This window comes from Micromonospora sp. NPDC049230, from assembly GCF_040647875.1.
GTDB lineage: Bacteria > Actinomycetota > Actinomycetes > Mycobacteriales > Micromonosporaceae > Micromonospora.
Window position 1 is genome coordinate 35976 of record NZ_JBEZCZ010000012.1, and the last position, 22056, is coordinate 58031.

Below are 22056 nucleotides of genomic sequence, written 5' to 3' on the forward strand. Positions count from 1 at the left end.
CGAGGCGGCTGCGGTCGTCGATCGGCGGCAGTCGCGGGCGCGGACGGCTCGACGGCTTCACCGTCCGAGTCTGTCTGGATCTGGCCAACGCTCACCGCGACGGCGCGATGCGCAACGCGCCTACAACCGGCACCCGCAGGCAGGTCATACGGTGCGCCGCCGCCGCCACCCGCACAGCCCGGAGCCCCGCCACCTCAGCCGGGGCTGCAAATCGGGAGATCCTTGCCATCACTGCTGGTTGAGCAGGCGGTTCACCAGACCCCGGACGCCGCGGGCCTCGATGTCGGGGACGGGTTCGGCGGACGGGAGCAGGGACAGGGCGAGTTTGCTGGTGAGCAGGGTCTGCCACAGGTTGGTCAGGTGGCGGAGCTGGTCGCGGTCCAGGTGGAGCTGAGCGGTCAGGTCGGGGCCGGCCGGGGTCAGGGCCCGGCCCAGGGCGGACAGCTGCCAGAGGACGCCGCTTGTCGCGTGGGCCGGGCGGAGCAGGCGGGTCACGTCGTGCGGCTCGCCGAGGGCCGACAGCAGGGCCGAGGCGACGGCGACCAGCTCGTTCTCGGTGTCGTTCGTGGAGCGGCTGAGCACGCCGCGGCAGAAGGTGCCGAGGTCTTCGGCCTGGTCGGGGCGGAGCTGACCGTCGAACTGCTCGTCGGCGAGCCCGTCGCGGCTGCTCGCGTCGGGGAAGCGGCGGCCGCGCAGGTCGAGGGCGGCCAGCCGCAGCCACTGCCCGCCGCGCTGGGCGGCTCCGGGGGCCTGCAGCCAGTGCCGGAGGATGGCCTCCAGGTGCAGGTTGCGGCCGGCCAGGATGCCGAGGCGGCGGGTGAGGTGGACGGCCAGGCGGTTGGCGACCCTGGTCAGGTCGTCGTCGCGCGGGCCGATGTCGGTCAGCAGCAGGACGGCGGCGATGGCCGGGGCCAGGTCGACCGGGCCGTTGTCGCCGAGCCCGAGGACGGTACGGCCCGGGCGGCCGAGCCAGGTGCGCAGGGGCTCGGGCACGACCACCGTGGTGGCGGTGGTCCGGGGTGCGGCGGCCAGGGTGATCAGGTCCGCTTCGGTGTCCGCGCCGGTGGGCGGTTGCCCGGCGGTGCCGGTGACGTGGGCGGCGACGTAGCCGGCGAACCGTTCCGGGATCTTTCGGTAGGCCAGGGAGTGGGCGAGTTCGCGGCTGAGGTCGAGGCGGATGCGGCGGGTGCGGAAGGGCACGACCCGTACCACCCTGGCGCGCTCGTCGACGACCGCCATGATCGGCTCGCCCGGGGGCAGTTCGTGTTCGCTGAGCAGTTCCACAAGGCCGATGCCGGGATAGAGGCGGGCGGCGTACCGCAGCAGGCGCCCGTCGGCGAGGGTGCCGGCCTGTTCGGTGGGGACGACCCGCTGGCGGCTGCCGGGGCGAAGCCGTTCCCAGGTCTGCCGGGCCTCGGCCGAGCCGGTGAACGACACGGTGCCGTCGGCCTGGACGAGAACCGGCAGATCGGCGCCGGCGAGGCAGCGGGCCAGCACGGCACCGTCGAGGTCGCCGGTCCAGGCCGCCTGCCGGGCGGGCAGCCAGCGCAGGGCGTCGGTGGTGGTCTCCCGGCAGACGACCCCGGGTCCGGCGCCGGCGATCGGGGTGACGGTGGTGCCGGTGTCGGCGGGGACCGGGTCGAGTAGTCCGCTGCGCCAGCCCTGCTGGGTGCGGTTGAGCCAGATTGGCCGGTCGCGGAGGACTTCGGCGACTGCGGCGCCCGCCGTGCGGGGCAACGCGGGGATCAGGGTGTCCGGGCGCAGGGCGAGCAGGGACCGCCCGGTCCGGATGACGGCACGGCCGTCGGGCAGGGTGCCGAGGATCCGGGCGAGGCGCTGAACGTTGCGGCCGCCCGCCGAGGGCTGCTGCCACCGTACGACCAGGTGCCCGTCCTGGATCTCCTCGACGGTGACGGGCAGTGCCCCGCCGAACAGGTCCAGGGTCGCGGCCGCCCGGCCGGGGTCGCCGAGGGCCTCCCGGAGCCAGTCGGTGCCGGTCCAGCTGCGGGTGGACAGCCGGATCCCGCGGTCGCCGCACCCGGCCGCCCGTAGCGTGCCGTCGCTGTCGGCGCTGATCAGGACGACGTCGCCGGGCATCGGTTCGTCGGGGTCGTGCAGCGTGTTCCCGGGGTCGAGCCACCGCACGGACCCGTCGGGGTGGGCGTGTGCCTGGCCGGGGGCGAGCGGGTAGGTCAGCGACCAGATCCCGGCGCCGAGGGTGACCGCGCCGGGCCGGCTGCCGCTGACCGGGAGCAGGACGCGGCTGTGGCCCCACACGCCGCGCGGGCCGGGCCGCCAGTCCTCGAGGACGAGGGCGGCGAGCAGCCCGGCACCGGCGGGGCGGCGCAGCCGGATCTCGTCGCCGGCGCCGAACTCGGTCCAGTCCAGTCCGCCGAGGTGGAGGCGGCCGTGCCGGGGTGGTGCCAGCAGTTGGCCGGTGATCTCGACGATGTGGCCGGGTGCCATCTCGGCCCAGATGCCGCGGGGCGTGGCGGCGGCGACCGGGTACCAACCATTGTCGACGGGCACGCCCTGCTCGGCGAGCATGGTGGCGGGGAACCCGAAGGTGGTGAGCCGGTCCTCCGGGTGCCGCAGGGTCCAGCCGTCGCTGAAGAAGACCGGTTCCGTGGCGACCCGGGCCGGGACCTTCAACGGGGTACGCCGTACCCCGTTCTGCCCCGGCGGCCACGACCCGGTCTCGATGTCGTGGTAATACCAGCACCCGGTGCGGCAGTGGGCGGCCAGTTCGTCGCTGCCACGGTCGGCGAACGACAACTGCGGCCAGCCGACGGCCGGCGGCTGGTCCACGGATCCCGCGACGGCGGTCAGCCGTGGCTGGTGGGTGTCCCGGTCGAACCGGATCATGGCGGCGCGGACCGGCTCGTCCGGGTCGACTGCTGGTTTGCCACCACGCAGGACGACGGTGGCGACCTTCGGGTGCGGGCTTCGCATGAGCCGGGCGGTCAGGGCTCCGGTGGCCAGTTGCACGCCGGGTAGCCCGGCGACGGTGAACAGGGTGCGCCGCTCGTCGTCGCCCGGCTCCTTGCGGCTGCCCAGCAGGAGGTCCTTGGGCAGCAGGACGGCGGGCCGGTTCCCGGCGAGGTAGGTGCGGTCGCCGGCGATCGCCTTGTGCATGCCGATCCGGTCGCTGGCCTCGGCGGCGAGGGCGACGACCGTACCCTGGCGCAGTTGTCTGGTGGTCTCGTCGTCGCACGGGATCAGGACCAGGACGCCGGGGGCGATCTCGACGCGCAGGGCGTCGCCTTCGCGCTGGCCGACGGTGGCGAAGACGCGTTCGGTGGAGGAGTGGATATGGTCGCGCAGCAGGTGCCGGGGCCGTGGCGGGGCGGTGTGCAGGGAGCCCTGCCAGGCGCCGCGGCCGCGCCCGCGAAGCGGCCCTTCGAGGGTGACGAGCATCTGCCGGCCGTCGTAACGTTCCGGGTCGGTGCGGTACAGGTGGCGCAGGGTGCTCTCGCGTAGGGAGAACTCACGGCGGCGGACCTCGACGCGCAGTGTGGGCCCGTCGGAGTCGAGCAGGTCGCCGGGGAGGGTGAACGGGACGAGATAGTCGTTGCCGACCTCGCCGGGGCGGGTGCCCTTCGGCTGGATCGGCCCGGCCAGCATGAAGAGGCGGTCGTTGCGGTGCAGGACGCCGTCGCCCTCTCCGACGGACGGGGAGAGGTAACGGAAGAGGAGCTTCGGGTCGCTGCCGTCCAGGGGGCGCGGGTCGAGGCGGGCGAGGATCACACCTCTCCGGGTCTGCTGGTCCTTCTGGGTCATCACGGCGTAGAGGCGGGCCGCGTCGCGGGAGTCGAGGACGGCGTTGCGGAGCCGTTGCTGGTGGCCGTGCCGGTCCCGGTCGGCGGAGCCGCCGATGCGGCGGTTGCGGACGACGACGTTGTCGATGCTGACCGACTGGCGGCTGGTGTCGACGACGATCTCCAGGAGCTGCACGATCCGCTTGCTCGCGTCGTCCCAGACCTGATTCTCGATCTCGGCCTCGACGTCGTCGGAGTCGATGCGCAGGACGAGGCGGGCGGTGCCGTCGGCGGTGGTGACGTGGCCGAACCGGAACTCGGTGATCCGGTCGCCGAAGAAGAAGGGCTGGCCGGTGCGGACGCGGCCGTCGATCTCCAGACGATCCAGCGGTACGAGCACGGTGCGCCCGTGGCCCCATTCGAACCGGCAGGCGTCCTCGGTGCCACCGGCGGCGTACATGATGTGGTTGTCGTAGCGGCGTTCGCCGGCTGTGCGGGCCGACCACTGTAGGAAGGCGGCGAACTCCTCCAGGGTCAGGGCGGGCGCGTCCCGGCAGGAGGCCTCCCAGGTTCCGGCGGCGGTGCGGCGCAGCAGGGCACGGGCGGCCCGTCTGTCGTAGGCGCGGCCGTCGACCCACGGCCGGTCGCCGTCCCGCAGCGGAACCGTCCGGGTCCAGCGGTCACCCGCCGGCACCTCCAGATCTGACAGGCGCAGGATGGTGCCGTCGACGGTGCCTTCGGCCAGGTCGGTGCCCTCGTCCCGCCAGTCCTGGAACGTACGCTCGCGGTTGCCCTGAAGCTCGTCGGCGGCCGCGACTGCGGCGGAGACCTGGGCCGGCACGAAGCTGCGGCGCACGTCGAGGTAGCGGGCGTTGTCGGCGGTGTCCTCGTACTCGTCGACCCTGACCTCGATGCTCGCCCAGTTGCCGCCGGTGGCGGGGAAGGCCCGGCCGCGGGCGTCGCCGTAGAGGTCGCCGGCCGGCGTGCGCAGCCGTACCCGGGCGTGCCAGGCACCGCCGTCGCGGAACTCGGCGATCCGGTCGATGACGCCGGTGCCGGGCCGCAGACCGGGCCGACTGTTGCGGCCGGTGCCGGCGAGGTGGTGCGCGTTGCCGGCGACGTGGAAGCGCAGCAGGATCTCCGGCTGGTCCCGGCGTTGCAGCAGTTGGCGCAGGCCGTAACCGCCCGCCAGGCAGGTGCCGAGGTGCAGCGCCGGGGTGGCCGCCTCGGGGTCGCGGTCCGGGACGGCGCGCCACAGCGCCCGGGTGTGGATCACCCGGGTCTCCACCGTGAACTGCCAGCCCAGTGGCGTGCGGCGGGCGGTGACGCGTTCGCCGATGCGGCGGGCCAGGCTGGTGAAGGCCCGGCCGGGGACCTCGCAGTAGATGACGACCTCGTCGCAGTCGAGCCAGACGCCGTAGGCGGGGGCGCGTTCGTCGCGGGAGCTGGGGCCGATCATCACGATGAACCCGTGCGCCTGGGTGACCCGTTTCAGGGCGGTGAGCCGGGCGCCCCGGTCCTTGTCGTGGGGCACGATCTCGTCGTCGCCGACCGGCTCGGCCGGGGTTGCCGCCCGGGGTGCGGGCCGCCGTTCGATGCGGGTGACGACGGCGAGCCGGTTGCGGGTCAGGTTCCCGGTGTCGACGGTTCCGGCGGCGAAGGACACGGTCTCGGCGGCGACCGCGACCTCGACGTTGTCCGGCGTCCAGCCGGTGTAGGACGACCCCCACGGCTTGCGTCGGGTGTTGATCGAGCCGAGCCGCAGGACGGCCCCACGGGCCAGGTCGTCGAGGAAGTCGAAACGGTCCGGGTCCTCGGTGGTGTGGTTGCGCAGCGTGCGGACCGGCGTGCGGGTGACGCTGACCCGGCCGGACCGCTGGGCACGGGCGTCCCAGTTCTTCTGGTCGACGGTGAAGAGCGGCAGCGATTCCAGGGGCAGGTTGTCGAAGTCGACAGGCAGTTCGCCGGCGATCTCGGGGATGGTGGTGCGGTACCGCCAGTGGCCGTCGGCGCGGTGGGCGATGTGGCCGTCGGCGTCGTCGAACATCCGGGCCCAGCGCACGTTGCGGTCGTCGAACCCGGTGACAGCCAGGCGCGGCAGGCCGTCCCGGTCGGTGAGGGCGACGTCCACGAGTAGACCCGCGCCCGGGGTGACCAGCTGTTGCTGGACAAGGTCGCGGGCCCCGGGTTCCCACACCCGGTCGGGCAGCAGGTAGTTGTTTCCGGGGCGGGCCGACAGCAGCAGGCCGTTCTCGGTCTCGGCGACCACGACCAGGGTCCGGGGTGCGGCGCGGCTCTGCTCGTCGGCGAACTCCGTCGCGATCAGCTGGACGAAGTCGCGTTCCTCCGGCACCCAGTCACCGGCGGCGGCGCTCCACACGGCGGTCACCGGGTGGCGCCGCTGCTCGGCGCGGTAGGCGCGGGACGTGTCGGGGTCCCACAGTTCGAGCAGGTCACCGGTGGGGGCGAAGGGCTTCAGGTGGCCGTCCTCACCGAGTTTGAGGTGCCGGCCGTCGACGGCGATCTCGAACTGGCGGCGCTCACCGTCGACCGGCACCGGGTGCAGGCGCTCGGCCCGGCCCACCACCGCGCGGCCACCCCGGACTGTGACACGTACCGAAACCAGGTCGCCGATCTGGTAGCTGGTCGGCACGTCGGCGGCGATGGTGCGCCCGGCGCCCCAGTTCAGGGCGGCCCGCTGGAGTTTGGCGCCCGGGGACGCGACGCTCACGCTCGCGACGACCGCGGTGAACTTGCGGGTCTGGCTCTCGTACTGGTCGAGCCGCTCACCGGTGCGGGCCCGGCTGCCGAACAGGTCCTCCAGGGCCGCCGACGACAGGGTGCCGCGGACGGCGACGTGGACCAGCCCGATGCCGTCCTGGCGGGTGGAGACGGTGATCCGAGGGTCGGCGGGGCTGCCGGCGGCGGTACGCAGCAGCACGTGGTGGCGGGCCTCCTCGGGCGGGGTGTCCGCGCCGGCGAACAGGTCGACACTCGGCGAGACCAGATACGCGAAGCGTTCCAGCAGGCCCAGACGCTGCCGGGCGGCGGTGTCGTCGCCGGCCAGGCTCCACGGGCTGAGCAGCAGGCCGGAGTCGTTGTGTTCGCGTTCGCGGGCGACCAGCGTACCCATGAGCCGGCGCCGCAGGGCGTTGGTGGTGCTGCCGCGCGCGCCCAGAGCGTCGTCCTGTAGGCGACCGGCGAGCAGTTCCAGGTAGCGGGGGGCGTTGCGGGAGAACTCGCCGATCGCGTCGACGGCGAGTTCCAGCACGTCACGCAGCAGCCGGCCGGAAACTTCGTCGACCGGGACGACGTCGAAGAGGCGGATGAACTCCGACCGCACGTCGCGCGGAAAGTCCCGGGATCTGTTGATCTCGTTGACCGCGCGCAGCCACTCGGCGACCCACTCGGCCCGCCCGGTGACCTCGGGCGCCTCGGCGAAGAGGGCGATCAGCCGCATGGTGACGGCAGCCAGGTGGGAGGCCTGCCGCAGGTCGTGGTGGGCCAGATCGCCGGCCTCGGCCCAGCCGCGCACGTCCAGTGCCGGGGCCAGCAGCAGCGACCGCACGCTGGGCTTGGTGGTCTCGCCGGTGAGCGGGTGCACCGACCCGGCCGGCAGGCCCGGGTCGGCCGGGTCGCGGAAGGCGGCCCGCTCCAGGACGCGGGCCATCTCCAGCATGCCGGCGGCGCTCCCGTCACCGTAGGTCTTGCGCAGGTAGTCACGAGTGCCGGTGAGCGCCAGTTCGACGGCCCGGCGGGCGGCCGGCGGGTCCCCCACGAACCAGGCGGCGGCGTCCGCGACGTCGGGCAGGTCGACGTAGCCGGAGTACGACTCGTACGCCCATTCGGTCGCCAGCAACACCGCGGGCGCCGACAGCAGCCACGACCGCTGCTGCGGGGTACGCCGGACCGGCATCGGCCGCCCCTTGTTGTCCGGCCGGTACTGCACGTTGGCGGTCAGGTAGGCGGCGAACACCGACGGCGGCAGCGCCGGTTCGGTCCCGGCTGCGACGCGTGCCCGCACCACCTCCGAGGAGTGCAGGGCCAGGGCGGTGAGCTGCGATGACATCGGTGTGCTCGACGGTTCCCAGGCCGACCCGTGCCGCAGGTTGGCCAGCGGGTCCCGGAAGCGGGCGGTGTGGAAGACGTCCCCGGCGTGCAGCATCAGTTCGACGATGAACTCCGGGGCCTGCCCGTCCGGGGTCCGGGCCAGCAGATCGGCGGCCACCTCGATCGCGGTGAACAGCCGGACCAGGCTGATCAGATCGTCGACGTGCGGGAAAGTCGGGATCTGGGTGCGCCCCGACGGCTTGTACCGCTCCTGCTCACGGCCCTCGTACCGGTCCTGCTTACGGCCCCGGAAGTACTGCGCGTCGGTCCGCACCAGCCACGGTGACCAGAACATGGCCGTCGTCTCGGAACTGTTGCGGCCCGCGGGCCCCTGCCGGACCTCGACGGCCGGAGCGTCCTGGTCGGGGCGCACCAGCCGCCGTCGCAGCAGCCCGTGCAGGACAGTCTGGACCCGGCCGGCCTGCCGTTGATCGGTCGGCAGGTGCACCGCGCGGGGCCGGTCGTCCGGTCGGGCCTGCCCGGGCGGGCCCCACCAGCGGGCGAGCCGCCGGGCGGCCCCCGCCGGCGCTACCCGGACCGCCAGCGCCCAGAGCGTGGCCTGCCACAGCACGCGCGGCAGCAGCGGATCCCGTTCGGTGACCCCGAGCCAGGGGTACGGCTGAGCCGGCTCCCGCCGCCCCCGGGTGACCCGGTCGAAGTACCAGAACGCGGCCGCCTCCCGTTCGACAGCGTCGACGAGCGCCTCCGGTTCGAGGGTGCCCGGCTGCGGCAGGAACCGGATCCGGGCGTAGGTCGCCATCACGTCCGGCTCGGTCAGCCCGACCACCCCGTCGCCGTCGAGCATGTTCTCGGCCAGCTCACCGACGGGCTCTCCCACCGCCGCCAGCGTCTCGATCGCCAGCAGCAGCGGCAGCCGGCCGTGGCGGCCGTCGCGGGCCCTGTCGACCACCGGCAGGGCCTGCTCGCTGTTGCACAGGTGGGCTGCGCGTTCCGGGTTCCGCCAGGCGATGCTGCGCAGCAGGGCCAGCACCATCACCGGCGCCGCGTTGTCGGCCAGGTCGAGGTAGGGCCCGCCGTGACCGGCCGAGCGCGGCGGCCGGACGTCGCCGACGGCGGCGAGGCGTTGCAGCACCTCGTCGCCGGACCGGGTGCCGAGTCCGGAGATCAGCTCGGTCAGCAGCGACGGCACGGCCAGCCCGGCGGCCGTCGCGAGCGCCTCGGCCAGCAGCTCCCCGGTGGCCGCCACCACGTCGGCGGCGACATCGTCCGGTGCGTCCTCGCGCAGCGCCTCGACCAGGATCGGAATGGCGTAGACCTGGGTGGTGCGCTCGGTACGGGCGAACTGCTCCACCGCGTACCGCAGCCGGCCCACACTGCGGTACGGCGCCGCGAACACCTCCAGAATGTCCAGGTAGGCGGCCGTCTCGGCCGCCTCCAGCCGGATCTGGCAGCAGAGGTACCACGCGGGGAGAACCAGCACGTCAGAGAGCCTTTCCGCGGCGGTACGGCCGCACGATCAGGCTGAGTCGTTCCACATCGTCGAGATCGGTGGCGTCGAAGTGCGGGGTGCCGGCCCGCAGCCCGACGAGGGTGGTCAGCGCGGACGGCAGGGCCGTGAGGCGGTCGGCCAGGGCCCGGGTCACGGGGGTCTGGCTGATCATCGCCCAGAAGGAGGGGGTCCGCACGTCGATTTCCACGGCGCTGACGTCGCGGTGCCGGGCCCACAGCCGGACCGTCTCCGGCTCCCACAGGCGCGGGCCGCCCGGCGGCACACAGCCCTCGGCGATCTCGGTGACGCACGGGTCGGCGGCCAGGTGCTTCCACAGCACGGCGAACTCGCCCGCGCGGGGGTGACCAGTGCGCTCGGCGGTCGCGATCAGCATGTCGGCGGTGCGCTGCGGGCCGTGCCAGTCCAGGCGCATCCCGCCGGGGTCCACGGCCCGGTCGGCGGGCAGGGCCGACAGCCAGCGTTCCAGGTGCTGCTCACGGGTGGCCGCGGCGGCCAGGGCCGCATAAAAACCGGGACCCTCCCGGTGCACGGCGTACGCCTCCAACAATCGCTCATAGCCCTCGGGAGCCCAGTCCCGTACCAGAAGAAGGAAACGTCTCTCGTCGCCTCCTGGCGGCGCGGCGCCCGCGTTGAGTGCGGCGACGACCGGCCGGTCGTCCGGTGCCGGGCCGGGCCAGGCCGGTTCCAGGCCCCGCGCGCGCCGGGCCCGGGTGACCGCCGATGCGACGTCGTGCAGCGTCCGCTCCGCCGGGCCGCTGCCACCTGGCGCGACTCTGGTCAGGACATCGACGTCGGTGAGACCGGTGCGGGTGGCGGCGGCCGCCACGTCGGCCGCGGCGAGCAGGGCGTCCATCGGGTCACCGGCGCTGATCTGTAGCACGATGCCGGCGTGCCGCACGATCCGTCGGACGGCGGCCAGGTTTCGGGCGAGATCGGCGGCCGGGGCCTCGCTCGCCCAGACAGCCCGGGCCGGGAGGGCGTAGCGCAGGACCACACCGACCCGGGTGGGATCGCGTTTGTGCTGGTCACGGAAGGATTCACGCCGGTCGGTCCGGCTCGCCAGGTCGTCGGGATCGGTCGGCACGGATCCGGAGGCGTTCACGTCGTACCACTGGCGGACAAGATTCTCCGCGTGCTGCGGGAACGCCCGCTGTAGCCCGTTGAGCTCGTCGGCCAGGCCCGCACCGGCCCGGTCGGCGACGATCGCTGTCAGCGGCTGCCGCCCGATGCCCAGCAGCAGGTCCGCGCGGCAGGCCAGGGCGTCGTCGATCGGGGCCGGGTCCTGCCGCGACGCCCAGTCCGGTGGCAGCCACCAGGCCCGGAACACGTCGCTCGGCGGCAGCGGCGGCAGCGGGCGCCGGAACGACAGCGGCTCATCGGGCGCGGCGTAGACGAACGGCTGGGTCAGCTTGTTGTAGATCTGCCTGCGGCCCGCGGCGACCGCGTCCTCGACCGGGGCGTCGGTGGCGAGGGCGGCGAAGAACGCCTCGGCGAACCGCTCGCCGTCGGCGTGGTCCAGCGGCCCGTACATCCCGATGGCGAACTTGACGCCGTGCTCCACCGCTCGGCGCGCCAGAGGCGCACAGTCCCCGCCGGTGGCGGTTTCGCACGCGGCGAAGACGGCGACCTCGACACCTGCCGCGCCGAGACGTTCCGCCAGCTCAAGGTCAGGAAAAACCGCTGCCCGGGTACGGTCGTCCGAGTGCAGCACCACACCCTCGGCGGTGTGGTGGCCCCCGAAGTAGAAGCCGAAGGCAGGTGCGGCGAGGCTTTCCCGAAGGCTCTTCGGGTCGGCGGCCGGAACCGGTAGGAACTCGTAGGAGGTGCCGGCCAGGACCTCGCCGATCAGGGCGGCGTCCCGGGCCGCCCGCCCGGTGTTCTCCGGAAGGTCGATCGTGACGGCGTCGTCGATCCGGACCTCACCCTGCAACCCGAGCGCGTCCGCGACGACGATGACGTCCGAGTCGCGCCGTTCCCGGGTGGGCCGGGGCCCGGTCTCCCGCACCAGCGTCAGCTCGGTGTCCTTCGTGACCGGGACGAGCCGGCCGTTGAGCGTCGGGACTGTGGAGAACTCCCACGGCAGGTCGAGCAGGTGCTCGGGAGCGGTGATCCGGAGCCGGAGCGGCTGACCGGCGAAGGTCGCGTGGGCCCGCAGACGCATGAGGAGGAGGTGGACCGGGCCCGGCGGGATCAGCAGGTTGAGCTGTGTGCCCCGGACCGCCCAGTCCAGCTTATCCAGTGCCGCCAGGACGCCCGCCGCGCGGAGCAGGTCGGGCCGGATCTGGCTCTCGCCGATCGCGCCCTGCGCGTCGAAACTGGACGTCGCACGGATCGTGACCCCGTCACCCTCTCCTGGCACCAGGTCAAGACGAAGATCTACGAGTTCCGACGGCACACCGGACTGCCTCTCTGATCACTTTCAGTTAGGAGTCGTCCCAACCCTAGTCCACCCCATCGGGGTGAACATCCCCCGAACTGCTGACCAGGCACTCTCGCACCGCTGTGGCACTGTGGACCGCATGGCGGACGATTCGCTCTCATCGGTCCAGGCCGACCGGGTCCTCTGGCAGGGCCTACTACGCGAGATCATCGGCCTCTCGGGCTTCCCCACTGTCGCCGAGGACGTCCGCGATGCGGTCCGCAACCTGGCCGAGGACACCACACTGGATGACGCCGGGTACGTCGACCGGGCCGAGCAGCTGACCCATCGGGATCTCCAACTGGAGATCCTGGTCATGAGCCTCGACGTGCCGCCCACCGGGCAACGTGGACATCTGGCCCAGTCCGGCGCCTCCCGCATGCCCGACATCGTCTACTGGCGCTGCCCGAGAGCGGGTTGCCCGGTGACCGGCGAGCCGGGCGACGCGGACGGCCCGTTCGGCTCGCCAACCTGTGCGACCCACACCCTCACCCTCGTCCCGGGCACGTGACCGGCACATGACCGACCTCTTCGGATCTCTGCTCGTCGACTCGCTCGTCCCCCGCTGGAAGCACTACGCGCTGGGCACGGCCCTGTTCACCTGGTTCGTCACCGCCGGCCTGGTCCTGCTGGCCCAGCCCCGCATCGCCGACGTCGACTCGTGCGACGGCTGGCACATGATCGTGTGCTGGCCGCTCACCCACGGCACGGCCGGCCGGTGGGCCCTCGCGATCGGTGCCGGTGTCGTTGTCGTCGGCACCGCCGCCCTGGTCAACGGGCTGGCCCCGTCCCTGTTCGCCACCCTTGCCGGGGCGAACTGGCCGGCCCGGGCCGAATGCTGGGCGGCCGGCAGACGGCGCAGGCACGCGACCCGCCGGGCCGGACTGCGCACGCGTTTCCTCGACGGCAAGGTCTACAGCAAGAAGACCGGCTCCCTGCGGGCGCAGGAGCGTTGGCGTCACTATCCCCGCGTGGAGACCGAGGCCACCCGGATCGGCAACACGCTGGCAGCCGCCCGCGAGCACGTGCTGAAGGCCTACGGCCTGAACGTCGCCGCCGTCTGGGGCCCGCTGGTCACCGCGATGCCCGACGCGGCGCGGATCCGGCTGGCCGAGCACAGCAACAACGTCTATCTGCGTACGCAGCAGCTGCTGTTCGCGCTTCTGACCCCGTTGTGGCTGCTCATCGCCGTGACCGCCGAGTGGGCGTGGCCGTCCCGCCTGATCGTCGCCGGCGTCCTGCTCCTGGTCAGCGCGGTGTCGATCGTCTTCGCATGGCACCGGGTGTGCGCGATGGCCGAGGAATACGCCGACCACATGGAGGACCTGGTCATGGTCTACCGCCGCGACCTCTACGCGGCCAGCGGCCTGGGCATGCCCAAGACCACCGCCGAGGAGCGGGTGATCGCCGAACAGCTGGGAAGGTGGCTGCTCAACCACCGCACCACCGCGCTGCCCCTGACCTGGTCGCCGCCGCCCTGATCAGCCGGCTTGTGACCGCTGTCGATCGGCGTGCGGACCAGGGCGAAGATGACCTGGGTGATCCCGGATCACCACAACACCGGCGAGCTGAACGTCGACAGCGTCACCCTGGCGGTGCAGCGTCGCCGCGGGGTGTGGCGCGGGGTCAGGGTCAGCCTGCACGGCGACAACTACCCGTCGTTCCAGGCGGTGCAGTATGAGGATCGGAACATGACGTGGAGCACGAGCCTGCCCGGAGCCGGAGTGCTGAAGTGACCGAAGGTCAGCATCACGGCCCCGGCTGGTGGTGGGTTCGCACCTGCCTGGCGGCGGCGCTGGTCGTACCGGTCAAGTTCGTGGTGCTGCTGATCATCGCGGGACCGGAGGCGTACCTCAGCTCCACCCAACCGGAAGGGACTCTCCTCGCCCTCGGCCTGGAGGTCTTCCTCGCCCTGGTGCCCACCGCACTGCTGCTGGCCTTGTTGACAGGGGTGGGACTGGCCCTCGGCACCGGACCAGCTTTCCGGACGCTGACCGTGTTGCTGAGCACGGCGTCGCGGTTCTGCCGTACCTGTTCGTGGGCTGGCTTGTCCATCTGGTGATCGAGATCCTCGGACAGCTCCTGGTAGCTGCCGTCGCGCTCCGGTACGCGGACGCGCTGCGGCCGTCACCGCCCTCCTCGGGGTAGCCGCCGGTGGCCGGGTGGGCAGGGTTCTTCCGCCCGGCCACCGATGTCGAGGACGGCACCTGCCTCGAATTGACCCACGACGCCCTGTTCCGCCAGTGGCGACGACCCCCCGGCTCACCTCAGATCTTGCTGGCGCGAAGGACCGTTTGTGAGAGGAGTACGTATCACCCGGGGGTCGCGAGGGTATCCCTGGTTGGGGCAGGCAGAGATCGGCGATCGGCGCGACGATGGGCTGGTGGTCAACAAGGGAGCGAACGATCTCGGCGGCTTTCTGCGTAGCCGACGCGAAAGCCTGACGCCAGACGCCGCGGGTATCGAGCCCGGCGCTACTCGTCGGCGGGTCCCGGGACTGCGCAGGGAAGAGCTTGCCGAACTCGCCGGGGTCAGTATCGGCTACTACACGCGACTGGAGCAGGGGGTCAGCGGCAGCGCTTCTGGCGCCGTCATCGACGCGCTGGCCGCGGCGTTGCGGCTCTCTCCGACTGAGCACGACCATCTGCGGATCCTCGCTGCTCCGCGACGCCCGACTCGTCCTCGTGCCCGGAGAAGCAATCTGAGGCCCTCGGTACGTGAACTGCTCGCCGCCATGCCTGGAACACCGGCGATCGTGATCGATCACCGCGCCGACGTCCTCGCGTGGAACCGCCTCGGACACGCTCTGCTGGCCGGCCATGTCGACGTCGACGCCCCGGACCTGCGGGTCCGGCCGAACATCGCCCGAATGCTGTTCCTCGACCCGCACCACCGCGGGTTGTACTGCGACTGGCACGCCAAGGCGCAGGTCACCGTCGCGGCCCTGCATCAGGCGGTGGCGCGGCACCCGGCCGACCCGGAACTCGAACGGCTCGTCGGCCAACTCGCCGTCGACAGCCCGGAGTTCGCGCGGATGTGGGTGCGGCGTCCCGTCCGAACGTGCTCGTACTACCTACGAGACCTCGACCATCCTGTCGTCGGGCGAGTGACCCTGGCGAACGAGACGGTCACCCTGCCTGACGATGACCAGCAGCTCGGCCTGTTCTACGCGCGTCCCGGCACATCTGACGCCGACGCGCTCACCTTGCTGGCACAGAGCCTCGAACGACGCACCGCGCCAGGAGCCCGGTCCCGGAAGGAGAAAGCACGATGAGGATCGTCGTCGTCGGCGGCGCCGGCACCATCGGACGACGTCTGGTGCCCGCGCTGCGATCGCGCGGCCACGACGTTGTCGTGGCCGGACGCACCTCGGGTGACGTCCACGTCGACCTGACCTCGCACTCGACCATCGAGGCCATGTACCGCGAGGTCGGGGCGGTCGACAGTGTCGTGAGCATCGCAGCGCACGGCGCGCTCGACGAGTTCACGACGCTGACATCCGACGCGCTGTTCGACAACATGCGAGCCAAGTTCTTCGGGCAGGCAGATCTGGTTCTCACCGGCCAGCACCACTGCGCCGACGGCGCCTCCTTCACCCTGACCTCCGGTATATTCGCCGACCAAGCATGGCCGCACGTCACCGGCGGCGGCGTCATCAGCGGCGCCCTGCACAGCTTTGGCCTGTCGGCGGCGATCGAGCTACCACGGGCCATGCGGATCAACGTGGTCAGCCCCACGATGATCGGCGACTCCCTCGACGCCTTCGCCGAACATTTCCCCGGCATGCGCCCGGTGCCGATGGACGAACTCGTCGGCCACTACCTGCGTTGCGTCGAAGGTGACGACACCGGCCGCATCATCCGGGCGTACGGATGACCAGACGACTCGCGCTCACCCGTCGTTTGACAGGGCCGTGGTAGCGCTGCCGGAGGGTGGGTCCAGTGGGTGCCGGACCCACCCTCCACGCGTTCAGGCGACGCGGTTGGCGGTCCAGCGGTGGCTGGGTTGCGTGGTCGAGCAGGTCGCCAGGACCAGCACGGTGTCGGAGGTGGTGCCGTTGTTCTGCGAGCCGATACAGGTGCCGGCTGCCGTGCGGATCTGGTACGTCAGGTCGGTGAGCACGGTGAAGGTCCACCGTTGGGCCGCCGTACCGTTGCAGGTGACCTGCACGATCGGCGTGCCGGCCGTGGTCGCGCCGCCGAGAGGGCTGAGGCACTTGTCGGTGACCGCGCTGGTCACCGTGTAGGTCCCGCCCGTCGCCGTGGTGAGCTTCCACCGCTGGTTCAGTGAGGAATTGTAGAACCACTGCTTGATCGGGGCGTTGTCGTCGGGGTTGAAGGCGTAGAGGTCCATTGCCAGGTTGCGGCCGTCGGAGTGCAACAGGTCATTGTTGAACACCAGGGTGGCGCCCGTTTCGACAGTGCCGGCCGCCGCCGAGCTGCTGCTGGTGGTCACCGACAGCGCGACCGAGTTCGCCGAGGTGCGGGTCACTCCGTTGTAGGTGAGGCGGCTGCGGACCGCGTAGGACGCGGTGCTGTTCGTTGCCAGGCCGGTGACCCGGGCACTGGTCTTCCAGCCGGGCACGGTGCTCACCACGGTGCCGTTGCGCAGGATCTGGTACTCCAAGGACCAGTTGCTGCCGATCGGGTTGACCGTCGGGGTCCAGGAGAAGGCGATCGACGTGCCCTCGACGTCGACGGCGCGCAGCAGTTGGGGTTGCAGCGCGGGGATCGTGGTCTGCGTCGTCGTCGCGGAGCCGGCGGCCAGGTAGAGGCTGTCGTAGGCCACGTTCCAGTGGCTCGGCAGCCAGCTGCCCTGCGGGCTGATGCCGAAGTAGTCGTCCCGGTTGCAGTCGAGCAGGCGTTCGGCCATCGGATCGGGGCATGCCCAGCTGGTCCCGTTCTCGCCGCAGAGGGTCTCGAACCCGTCGGAGCAGTGCCAGTCGCCGTCCCAGTTCGGCATGCCCTGCCGCATGCCGCGGACCGAGTGGGCGAACTCGTGCGTGACGGTGTGTCCGCCGTAGCAACCGGGCGAGATGGAGGTCCACATCGCGTAGTTGTTGTTCAGGTTGGACGTGCCGGGGCTCAGGTCGTGCGGCACGTCGACGACATCGGTGTACGCGCAGCTTGTCAGACTCTCGGCGAAGACGACGTAGTTGCGGTTGTTCGCGGTCAGACCGAAGCTCTGGAGCGTGGCACGCCAGGCCCGGAAGTCCGCGTTGGTGCTGCCGGCGGGCACCTGGATGGTGATGATGTTGACCTGGCAGCCGGTGGCGCCAGTGACGAACTTCAGCCACCGCTGCGCGCCTTCGCGCCGGGCGCTGTCGTTGACGTTCTGCTGGGCCACCCAGGCGGCGAGCCGGATGTGCGGCTCGCGCTCGCTGAACCTGTTGGGAGTGCCCGCCTCGTAGGCGTAGACCATCTGGAGCCGGTTGCCGTCGGTGCCCGTACCGACGCACTGCACCGGCGGTGCGGCGGCGACCGGGCCCGGGGCGGCGGCCGCCGGAGCCGCGGGAACCACCGCGATCGCGCCGGCCGCCAGTGCGGCGACAGCGAGGCCGCGCAGCCACCTTTTCCTGGTCGTGTCCTTCGATGTCATCCTTGCGATCCTTCCCCGCGACTCACCCGGGCGCACAAGCACGCCACGTCGTCGGTACGACGACAGCGTCCGCCGATGACGTCAGAAAGTTGCGCCCGCGCGGCAGTCGCTTGTGGACTACCAACGACGAGAAATCCCCCGTTGGATCGATGGGCGTAACTGTAACCTACGAACCAACGCTGTGGAATCTCGCTGTCCCGAACAAACTCGACGGGTGGTGGTTGGCAGCCGGAAGTCGCGGTTCAAATCCTGTCCCGCCACGAGAAAACACCACAGGGCCGCGGGACGACCCGCACTGCGGCCAATCGCCGCAGTCGCGGGCGCGTGGCGGTCGAACACCACCGGGCCTCGGTCGCCGCGTGGATGCCGGTTAATCGGGAACGGCGCGGCGCCGCGGGCCGTGCCCACGTGCGGGTACGGGCGCCCGAGACCGGCGATCGTGGTGACGATCAGCGCGCCTCGCCTTTGAGTGCGATGCCGCACTCTGTGCTGGCGGCGAGGACGCGTGCTCCAGACAGTCAGTCGGCCACGGTCGTTAGCCCTGGGCAATTCCAGCGTGATCGAGTAAACGACACATATCGTGGAAACCCTCCGCGCAGGAATCGACGATCGCACCATGTCGGCCGGAGGTCTTCGCGTACTGCAAGAGGAAGTACGGATCGACGAGGTCGGGGGCATAGATGTTGGCCTCGACGACCTCGCCGCTTGCCGAATTCTCGAACTGGCAGTGCTCTCCGTGCGGGTACAGATACCAGGTCGCGCCGTGATACCGCACAGATTCCGGGGGGTCCGCGTCGACGTCGCTCACAGGTAACGAGGCGAAGACGGCCATGTCGGGCTGGAGCGCAACCCGCAACGTCCGCGCGGCGGCGGTGGCAGCCTCCATCGTGACGGTCTCGTCAAGGACGACGACCAGACCACGACCGCGGGCGACCCGCCGGCGAAGTTCGGCGGGGTCCGGCACCCATGCGGCAATCGCACCGGCCCCTGTTTCCATCCGGAAATGCTAACTCGAACGCATTCGCCCATCGGCGGGGCCGAACGGCCGGCGGACATCGCCGGTGAACGAACGCGATCTCGTACCCGTAGCACAGCCACCACCGAACGCGAGGACCGTACAGCCCGCCTGGGAAGTGGCGAACCGGCCTCGTCAGGTCATCCCTCTGATCGCGCCCGTCGAACCCACTCCGCCGGTGCCACAGGTCGTACCGTCCTGGTTCAATCCACAGGACAAGTGGGCACGACAGGCGGAGGACCAATGGGCAGCTGGGGAAACGGCAACTTCGACAGCGACACCGCGGCCGACCATCTGGGAATCGTGACCGACCGACTCATCGCCGAAGTCGCCGAGGCGATGTCCGGCGACCCCGTCGAGATCGAGCCCGACGAGTACTGGGGTGTCGCAGTGCCCTGCAACCTCGAACTGCTCCACCTCATTGCACAACAGAACTACGTCGGGGTCAGCCTGCCGGACCCGGCCACCATCGCCGGCTGGAAAACCACGTTCCTGACCGTCTGGGACGAGACCATCGACGGCCTGGAGCCCACACCCGACCACAAGGAACAGCGGCGCGCCCACCTCGTTCGAACCTTCGACCAGCTCGCCGCACTGGCCAAGGACGATCAGGCGTAACGCTCCGCGCGAGTCCGCACCGCCCGCCCGGGGATGGACGCTCCTCGCTGGTCGATCGCGTTCATCGATGGTTACGACGGCGGCGCCGAAGTACTTAGGGCTGTTTCATAAGGGCGGTCGTGCCGGGCCCGCCGCAGGCCGGCCCGTTCTTATGAAACAGTCCTTACGAGTCCTCTATCCGCAGGCAACCTGCGCGGCCGTTGGCAGACAGAAACGCGAGTGCCACCGGAGCGGCCCCGAGGTTGAGATAGAACGGCGTCCAGTTCGTCGCCAGACGTAGAAGGGGCCGCCACGGCCCACCCGCAGGCCAGTCGTCCGGGTCGAGCGGCAGGGCCGTACCGCCGATCTTGTCGTAGTCGATCGCTTGGATGTAGCGGTCCCGGTCTTCGGAGGACAGCGCCAGGTAGACGTCGGGCATCAGGGGTTCGACGTCCTCATCGCGAAGCAGGTCGACCGTGTACTCCGCAGGTGATCCGTCGTCGTGATAGAGCGTCGGGCCGCTGGCCAGCGGGACGGTCGGCCCGGGGAAGGCACCGGGCTGGACGACCACGGCGTTCTCGCCCCCGTCAGCGAAGATGACGTCCGGGTCGAACTCGTCGGCATCGCGTCCGTGGTCCCCGTGAGTGACGAAGACGTAGGCGAGCCGTCCAGTGTCGTCGCCGATGAGTTCGGGTTCGAGCACGATCTGGCACAGGAAACGCATCGGCGTGCCCCAGGCTGCGCTGACCGGCCAGTGCGGCGGCCCGAGCCAGGTGGGCTGGCCGCCGAACTTGGTGATCGGCTCGGTCACGGGCGTCTCGGCACGCCGATAGTCCACGATTCGCCACGCGGCAACCATGGCGCGGACCATAGCAATGTCCACCCGCGGATCCCGCCCGGATCCTCGACGAGGTAGTCGGCCCCGCGGTCGCCGTCGGGGTCGGCGAAGCGGACCGGTCTCGGGGGCGCTGCCGCGGTGGCGACGACCCGACGTGGTCCCAGCGAGTCACTGCCGTACAGATGCGCTGGATCGGCCACCACGTGCACGCCGAAGCCGACCTCGTGGTCAACGCCACCCTGTGCCTGGTCGTTCACCATTCGGCTGTGTCCGGAGACACCGGACAGAGCTTCACCGCGGAGCCTGCACGGCGGCGGTTTGTTGTCTGTGGGGACGGTGCGTTGGCTCGCCGCCTGGTCCGTGAGCTGGCGGACCGCTACGGTGTCGCGGTCACCGTGATCCTACCGTTGTCGAGCGACCAGCCGGCGGTAGTCCGTAAGGCTGATCAGCGTTCGTCCGCGGCGGCCGGCGCGATCTGGTCGAGGTGTGCGCCAACGGTGGCCCTGGCGGTTGCGTTCGAGGTCCGGCCGGGGCGCAGGAGGGCGTGCAGGATCACGCCGTCGACGAGGGCGTAGAGACGCTCTGCCTCGACCTTCTGATCGAGCCCGGACCGGAGCGCACCGGCGTCGGCCAGTCGCCGGATCATTGTGCTGAAGGCGTCGGCGAGGCGTTTGTCGATGTCCTTGCGCAGGCCGGCCAATGTCGGTTCGACGACGGCACGTGCCGTGAACGCGAGCCACACTTCGCACTCGCCGCGCCGTGGCCGGTCCAGCGGCAGCATTTCGTCGATCATCGACCGGACCACCGCACGCGGGTCGCCCGTGGTGTCCACGGCTCGGATCCGCTCCTCGATCCGTTCTCCCACCAGCCGTAGGGCGAATTCGAGGAGTTCGGACTGGGTGGTGAAGAAATGGCGCAACGAACCCGTGGACAGGCCGGCCTCGCGTGCCACGTTGCGCACCGATGCCTGTTCCAGCCCGTCCCGCAGCACGACGCGCCAGACCGCTTCGGCGAGCTCGGTCCGTCGGGCCTGCGCATCCACCAGCTTCGGCATTACCCTTTTATAACACAGTCGTGCTAGCTTCTTGTTGTTAACACAACCGTGCTAGATAAACGGGGGCATCTGTGTCACGTCGAGAACAAGCCTGGCTCACGGCAACGGTGGTCGGCTGGATCGCACTCAACGGCGCGGTACTGCTCCTCGCGCCCGGCGACGCCCCCTTCGACTGGCCGGCGCAGCACGACCCGCCATCCGGGCCCGGCCAGGTGATCGCCGCTCAGGCCACCCTCGTCGAGCTGGCACTGCTCGCCGCCATCGGATACGCGCTCACCCGTGGCCGACCCGCACCGATGATCGCCGAGCGCGCACCGACGCTCTCGACCGCTCGTCGTGAGACAGGACTCGTCCTGGCGTACGGTGTCCTCGCCCAACTCGGTGGCCTGCTCATCGGCCGAGGGGTCGGCTGGCACCCGATCGGCTTCCACCTGGCCGGCACGCTCGTCGGTGCCACGGATCCGGTCGGGCCCGCCGAGGCGATCGGCTGGGCCACCTACAACGTCGTGGTCTACGCGCTGGTGCCACTCCTGTGGTTCCGGCGACGTTACACCGCCCAGCAGATGTGTCTGCGCTCGGCGGATCGGCGCGGCGACGCCATCCTCATCCTCGCCGTGCTGGTCCTCGAATCGCTCGCGCAGTGGGCGGTGCTCGGCCACGCGTTCGCCGGTCTGGCCCCGGGTCAGCTCGCCCTCGGAGTGCCACTGACCTTCCTGCTGTACCTGGCCGGCACGGTGCTGCCCACAGTCATCTTCGTGCAGGGCGTCCTCGTCCCCCGATACGCCCGTCTGACCGGCTCCACCACCGCGACAGTCGTCCTCGGCGGCCTGACCTACGCGGCACTGCACGTGTTCGAGGGCTGGGGCAGGTTCGGCTCGCCGCGCGAGGCCACGCTGACGATCCTGTTCGTGCTTCTCATCTACACGCTGCCCGGCGCGTTCAAGACCTGGCTCACCGTCCGGACCGGCAACGCCTGGGTGCACGCGTGGGCGTACCACGCCTTCGCGCCGCACACGATGCACGACACCGGCTTGGTAGTTCGGATCTTCCGCCTCTGACATGTGCGGCTCTGCCACCGGCCTGCCGCGCTGTCGCCGAACCGTGCGTTGCCGGTGGAGGGTGTCGGCGTGACACGGATGCTGGGCCAGCGTGCGACAGATCCTTTAGGCTGCGGCTCACCGACGACTGCATCGGAG

The 22056-nt window shown here is 71.1% G+C and carries 14 protein-coding genes; 8 read left to right on the forward strand and 6 right to left on the reverse strand.

What is annotated here, in order from left to right:
* Window positions 1–228 precede the first annotated feature (228 nt).
* Together AB0A95_RS13350 and AB0A95_RS13355 are read right to left on the reverse strand one after the other, a co-directional pair.
* Entirely contained in the window at window positions 229–9309 is a 9081-nt protein-coding gene (locus AB0A95_RS13350) for a hypothetical protein (protein ID WP_357555939.1), read from the reverse strand.
* A 1-nt stretch (window position 9310) separates the two neighbouring features.
* Window positions 9311–11698 carry a CHAT domain-containing protein gene (locus AB0A95_RS13355; RefSeq protein WP_357555940.1) on the reverse strand — a complete coding sequence of 796 codons (2388 nt, stop codon included), beginning with the start codon at window positions 11696–11698 and terminating at the stop codon, window positions 9311–9313.
* A 160-nt stretch (window positions 11699–11858) separates the two neighbouring features.
* Here AB0A95_RS13355 and AB0A95_RS13360 point away from each other — a divergent pair, with 160 nt between their 5' ends.
* From AB0A95_RS13360 to AB0A95_RS13385, 6 genes are all read left to right on the forward strand, one after another.
* Window positions 11859–12269 carry a hypothetical protein gene (locus AB0A95_RS13360; RefSeq protein WP_357555941.1) on the forward strand — a complete coding sequence of 137 codons (411 nt, stop codon included), beginning with the start codon at window positions 11859–11861 and terminating at the stop codon, window positions 12267–12269.
* A 7-nt stretch (window positions 12270–12276) separates the two neighbouring features.
* Window positions 12277–13239, forward strand: a complete 963-nt coding sequence (locus AB0A95_RS13365; protein WP_357555942.1) for a hypothetical protein — start codon at window positions 12277–12279, stop codon at window positions 13237–13239.
* Window positions 13240–13287: 48 nt separating this feature from the next.
* Window positions 13288–13494, forward strand: a complete 207-nt coding sequence (locus AB0A95_RS13370; protein ID WP_357555943.1) for a hypothetical protein — start codon at window positions 13288–13290, stop codon at window positions 13492–13494.
* Window positions 13491–13820: a hypothetical protein gene (locus AB0A95_RS13375; protein ID WP_357555944.1), complete on the forward strand. Its 330-nt coding sequence runs from the start codon at window positions 13491–13493 to the stop codon at window positions 13818–13820. Before AB0A95_RS13370 ends, AB0A95_RS13375 begins: the two co-directional genes overlap by 4 nt.
* Window positions 13821–14099: 279 nt before the next feature.
* Window positions 14100–15032, forward strand: coding sequence for a helix-turn-helix transcriptional regulator (locus AB0A95_RS13380; protein WP_357555945.1), 933 nt, complete (start codon window positions 14100–14102; stop codon window positions 15030–15032).
* The gene (locus AB0A95_RS13385; protein WP_357555946.1) at window positions 15029–15634 is read left to right on the forward strand and encodes a short chain dehydrogenase; all 606 of its coding nucleotides are present in this window, start codon (window positions 15029–15031) and stop codon (window positions 15632–15634) included. The genes AB0A95_RS13380 and AB0A95_RS13385 overlap by 4 nt, the downstream gene beginning before the upstream one ends.
* Before the next feature lie 93 nt (window positions 15635–15727).
* On the opposite strand, the gene AB0A95_RS13390 is transcribed toward AB0A95_RS13385, so the two are convergent.
* Both AB0A95_RS13390 and AB0A95_RS13395 read right to left on the reverse strand, forming a co-directional pair.
* On the reverse strand, window positions 15728–17356 hold the full coding sequence (locus AB0A95_RS13390) for an RICIN domain-containing protein (RefSeq protein ID WP_357555947.1): 1629 nt from the start codon (window positions 17354–17356) through the stop codon (window positions 15728–15730).
* 535 nt (window positions 17357–17891) lie between these two features.
* Window positions 17892–18353 carry a hypothetical protein gene (locus AB0A95_RS13395; RefSeq protein ID WP_357555948.1) on the reverse strand — a complete coding sequence of 154 codons (462 nt, stop codon included), beginning with the start codon at window positions 18351–18353 and terminating at the stop codon, window positions 17892–17894.
* A 261-nt stretch (window positions 18354–18614) separates the two neighbouring features.
* Here AB0A95_RS13395 and AB0A95_RS13400 point away from each other — a divergent pair, with 261 nt between their 5' ends.
* The gene (locus AB0A95_RS13400; RefSeq protein ID WP_357555949.1) at window positions 18615–18989 is read left to right on the forward strand and encodes a DUF4259 domain-containing protein; all 375 of its coding nucleotides are present in this window, start codon (window positions 18615–18617) and stop codon (window positions 18987–18989) included.
* Window positions 18990–19152: 163 nt separating this feature from the next.
* Here AB0A95_RS13400 and AB0A95_RS13405 read toward each other — a convergent pair whose 3' ends face one another.
* Together AB0A95_RS13405 and AB0A95_RS13410 are read right to left on the reverse strand one after the other, a co-directional pair.
* A complete protein-coding gene (locus AB0A95_RS13405) occupies window positions 19153–19827 on the reverse strand; it encodes a hypothetical protein (protein WP_357555950.1) in 675 nt (224 codons plus the stop codon).
* Window positions 19828–20251: 424 nt separating this feature from the next.
* Window positions 20252–20860, reverse strand: a complete 609-nt coding sequence (locus tag AB0A95_RS13410; protein ID WP_357555951.1) for a TetR family transcriptional regulator C-terminal domain-containing protein — start codon at window positions 20858–20860, stop codon at window positions 20252–20254.
* A gap of 71 nt (window positions 20861–20931) precedes the next feature.
* Here AB0A95_RS13410 and AB0A95_RS13415 point away from each other — a divergent pair, with 71 nt between their 5' ends.
* Window positions 20932–21918 (forward strand): hypothetical protein, encoded by a 987-nt coding sequence (locus AB0A95_RS13415; protein ID WP_357555952.1) that lies wholly within the window; start codon window positions 20932–20934, stop codon window positions 21916–21918.
* Window positions 21919–22056 lie beyond the last annotated feature (138 nt).

Bases quoted from the DNA above. Each gene is read 5' to 3' on its own strand.
- AB0A95_RS13360 (WP_357555941.1), top strand. From the start codon at position 11,859: ATGGCGGACGATTCGCTCTCATCGGTCCAGGCCGACCGGGTCCTCTGG.
- AB0A95_RS13365 (WP_357555942.1), top strand. From the start codon at position 12,277: ATGACCGACCTCTTCGGATCTCTGCTCGTCGACTCGCTCGTCCCCCGC.
- AB0A95_RS13370 (WP_357555943.1), top strand. From the start codon at position 13,288: ATGACCTGGGTGATCCCGGATCACCACAACACCGGCGAGCTGAACGTC.
- AB0A95_RS13385 (WP_357555946.1), top strand. From the start codon at position 15,029: ATGAGGATCGTCGTCGTCGGCGGCGCCGGCACCATCGGACGACGTCTG.
- AB0A95_RS13390 (WP_357555947.1), bottom strand. From the start codon at position 17,356: ATGACATCGAAGGACACGACCAGGAAAAGGTGGCTGCGCGGCCTCGCT.
- AB0A95_RS13395 (WP_357555948.1), bottom strand. From the start codon at position 18,353: ATGGAAACAGGGGCCGGTGCGATTGCCGCATGGGTGCCGGACCCCGCC.
- AB0A95_RS13400 (WP_357555949.1), top strand. From the start codon at position 18,615: ATGGGCAGCTGGGGAAACGGCAACTTCGACAGCGACACCGCGGCCGAC.
- AB0A95_RS13405 (WP_357555950.1), bottom strand. From the start codon at position 19,827: ATGGTTGCCGCGTGGCGAATCGTGGACTATCGGCGTGCCGAGACGCCC.
- AB0A95_RS13410 (WP_357555951.1), bottom strand. From the start codon at position 20,860: ATGCCGAAGCTGGTGGATGCGCAGGCCCGACGGACCGAGCTCGCCGAA.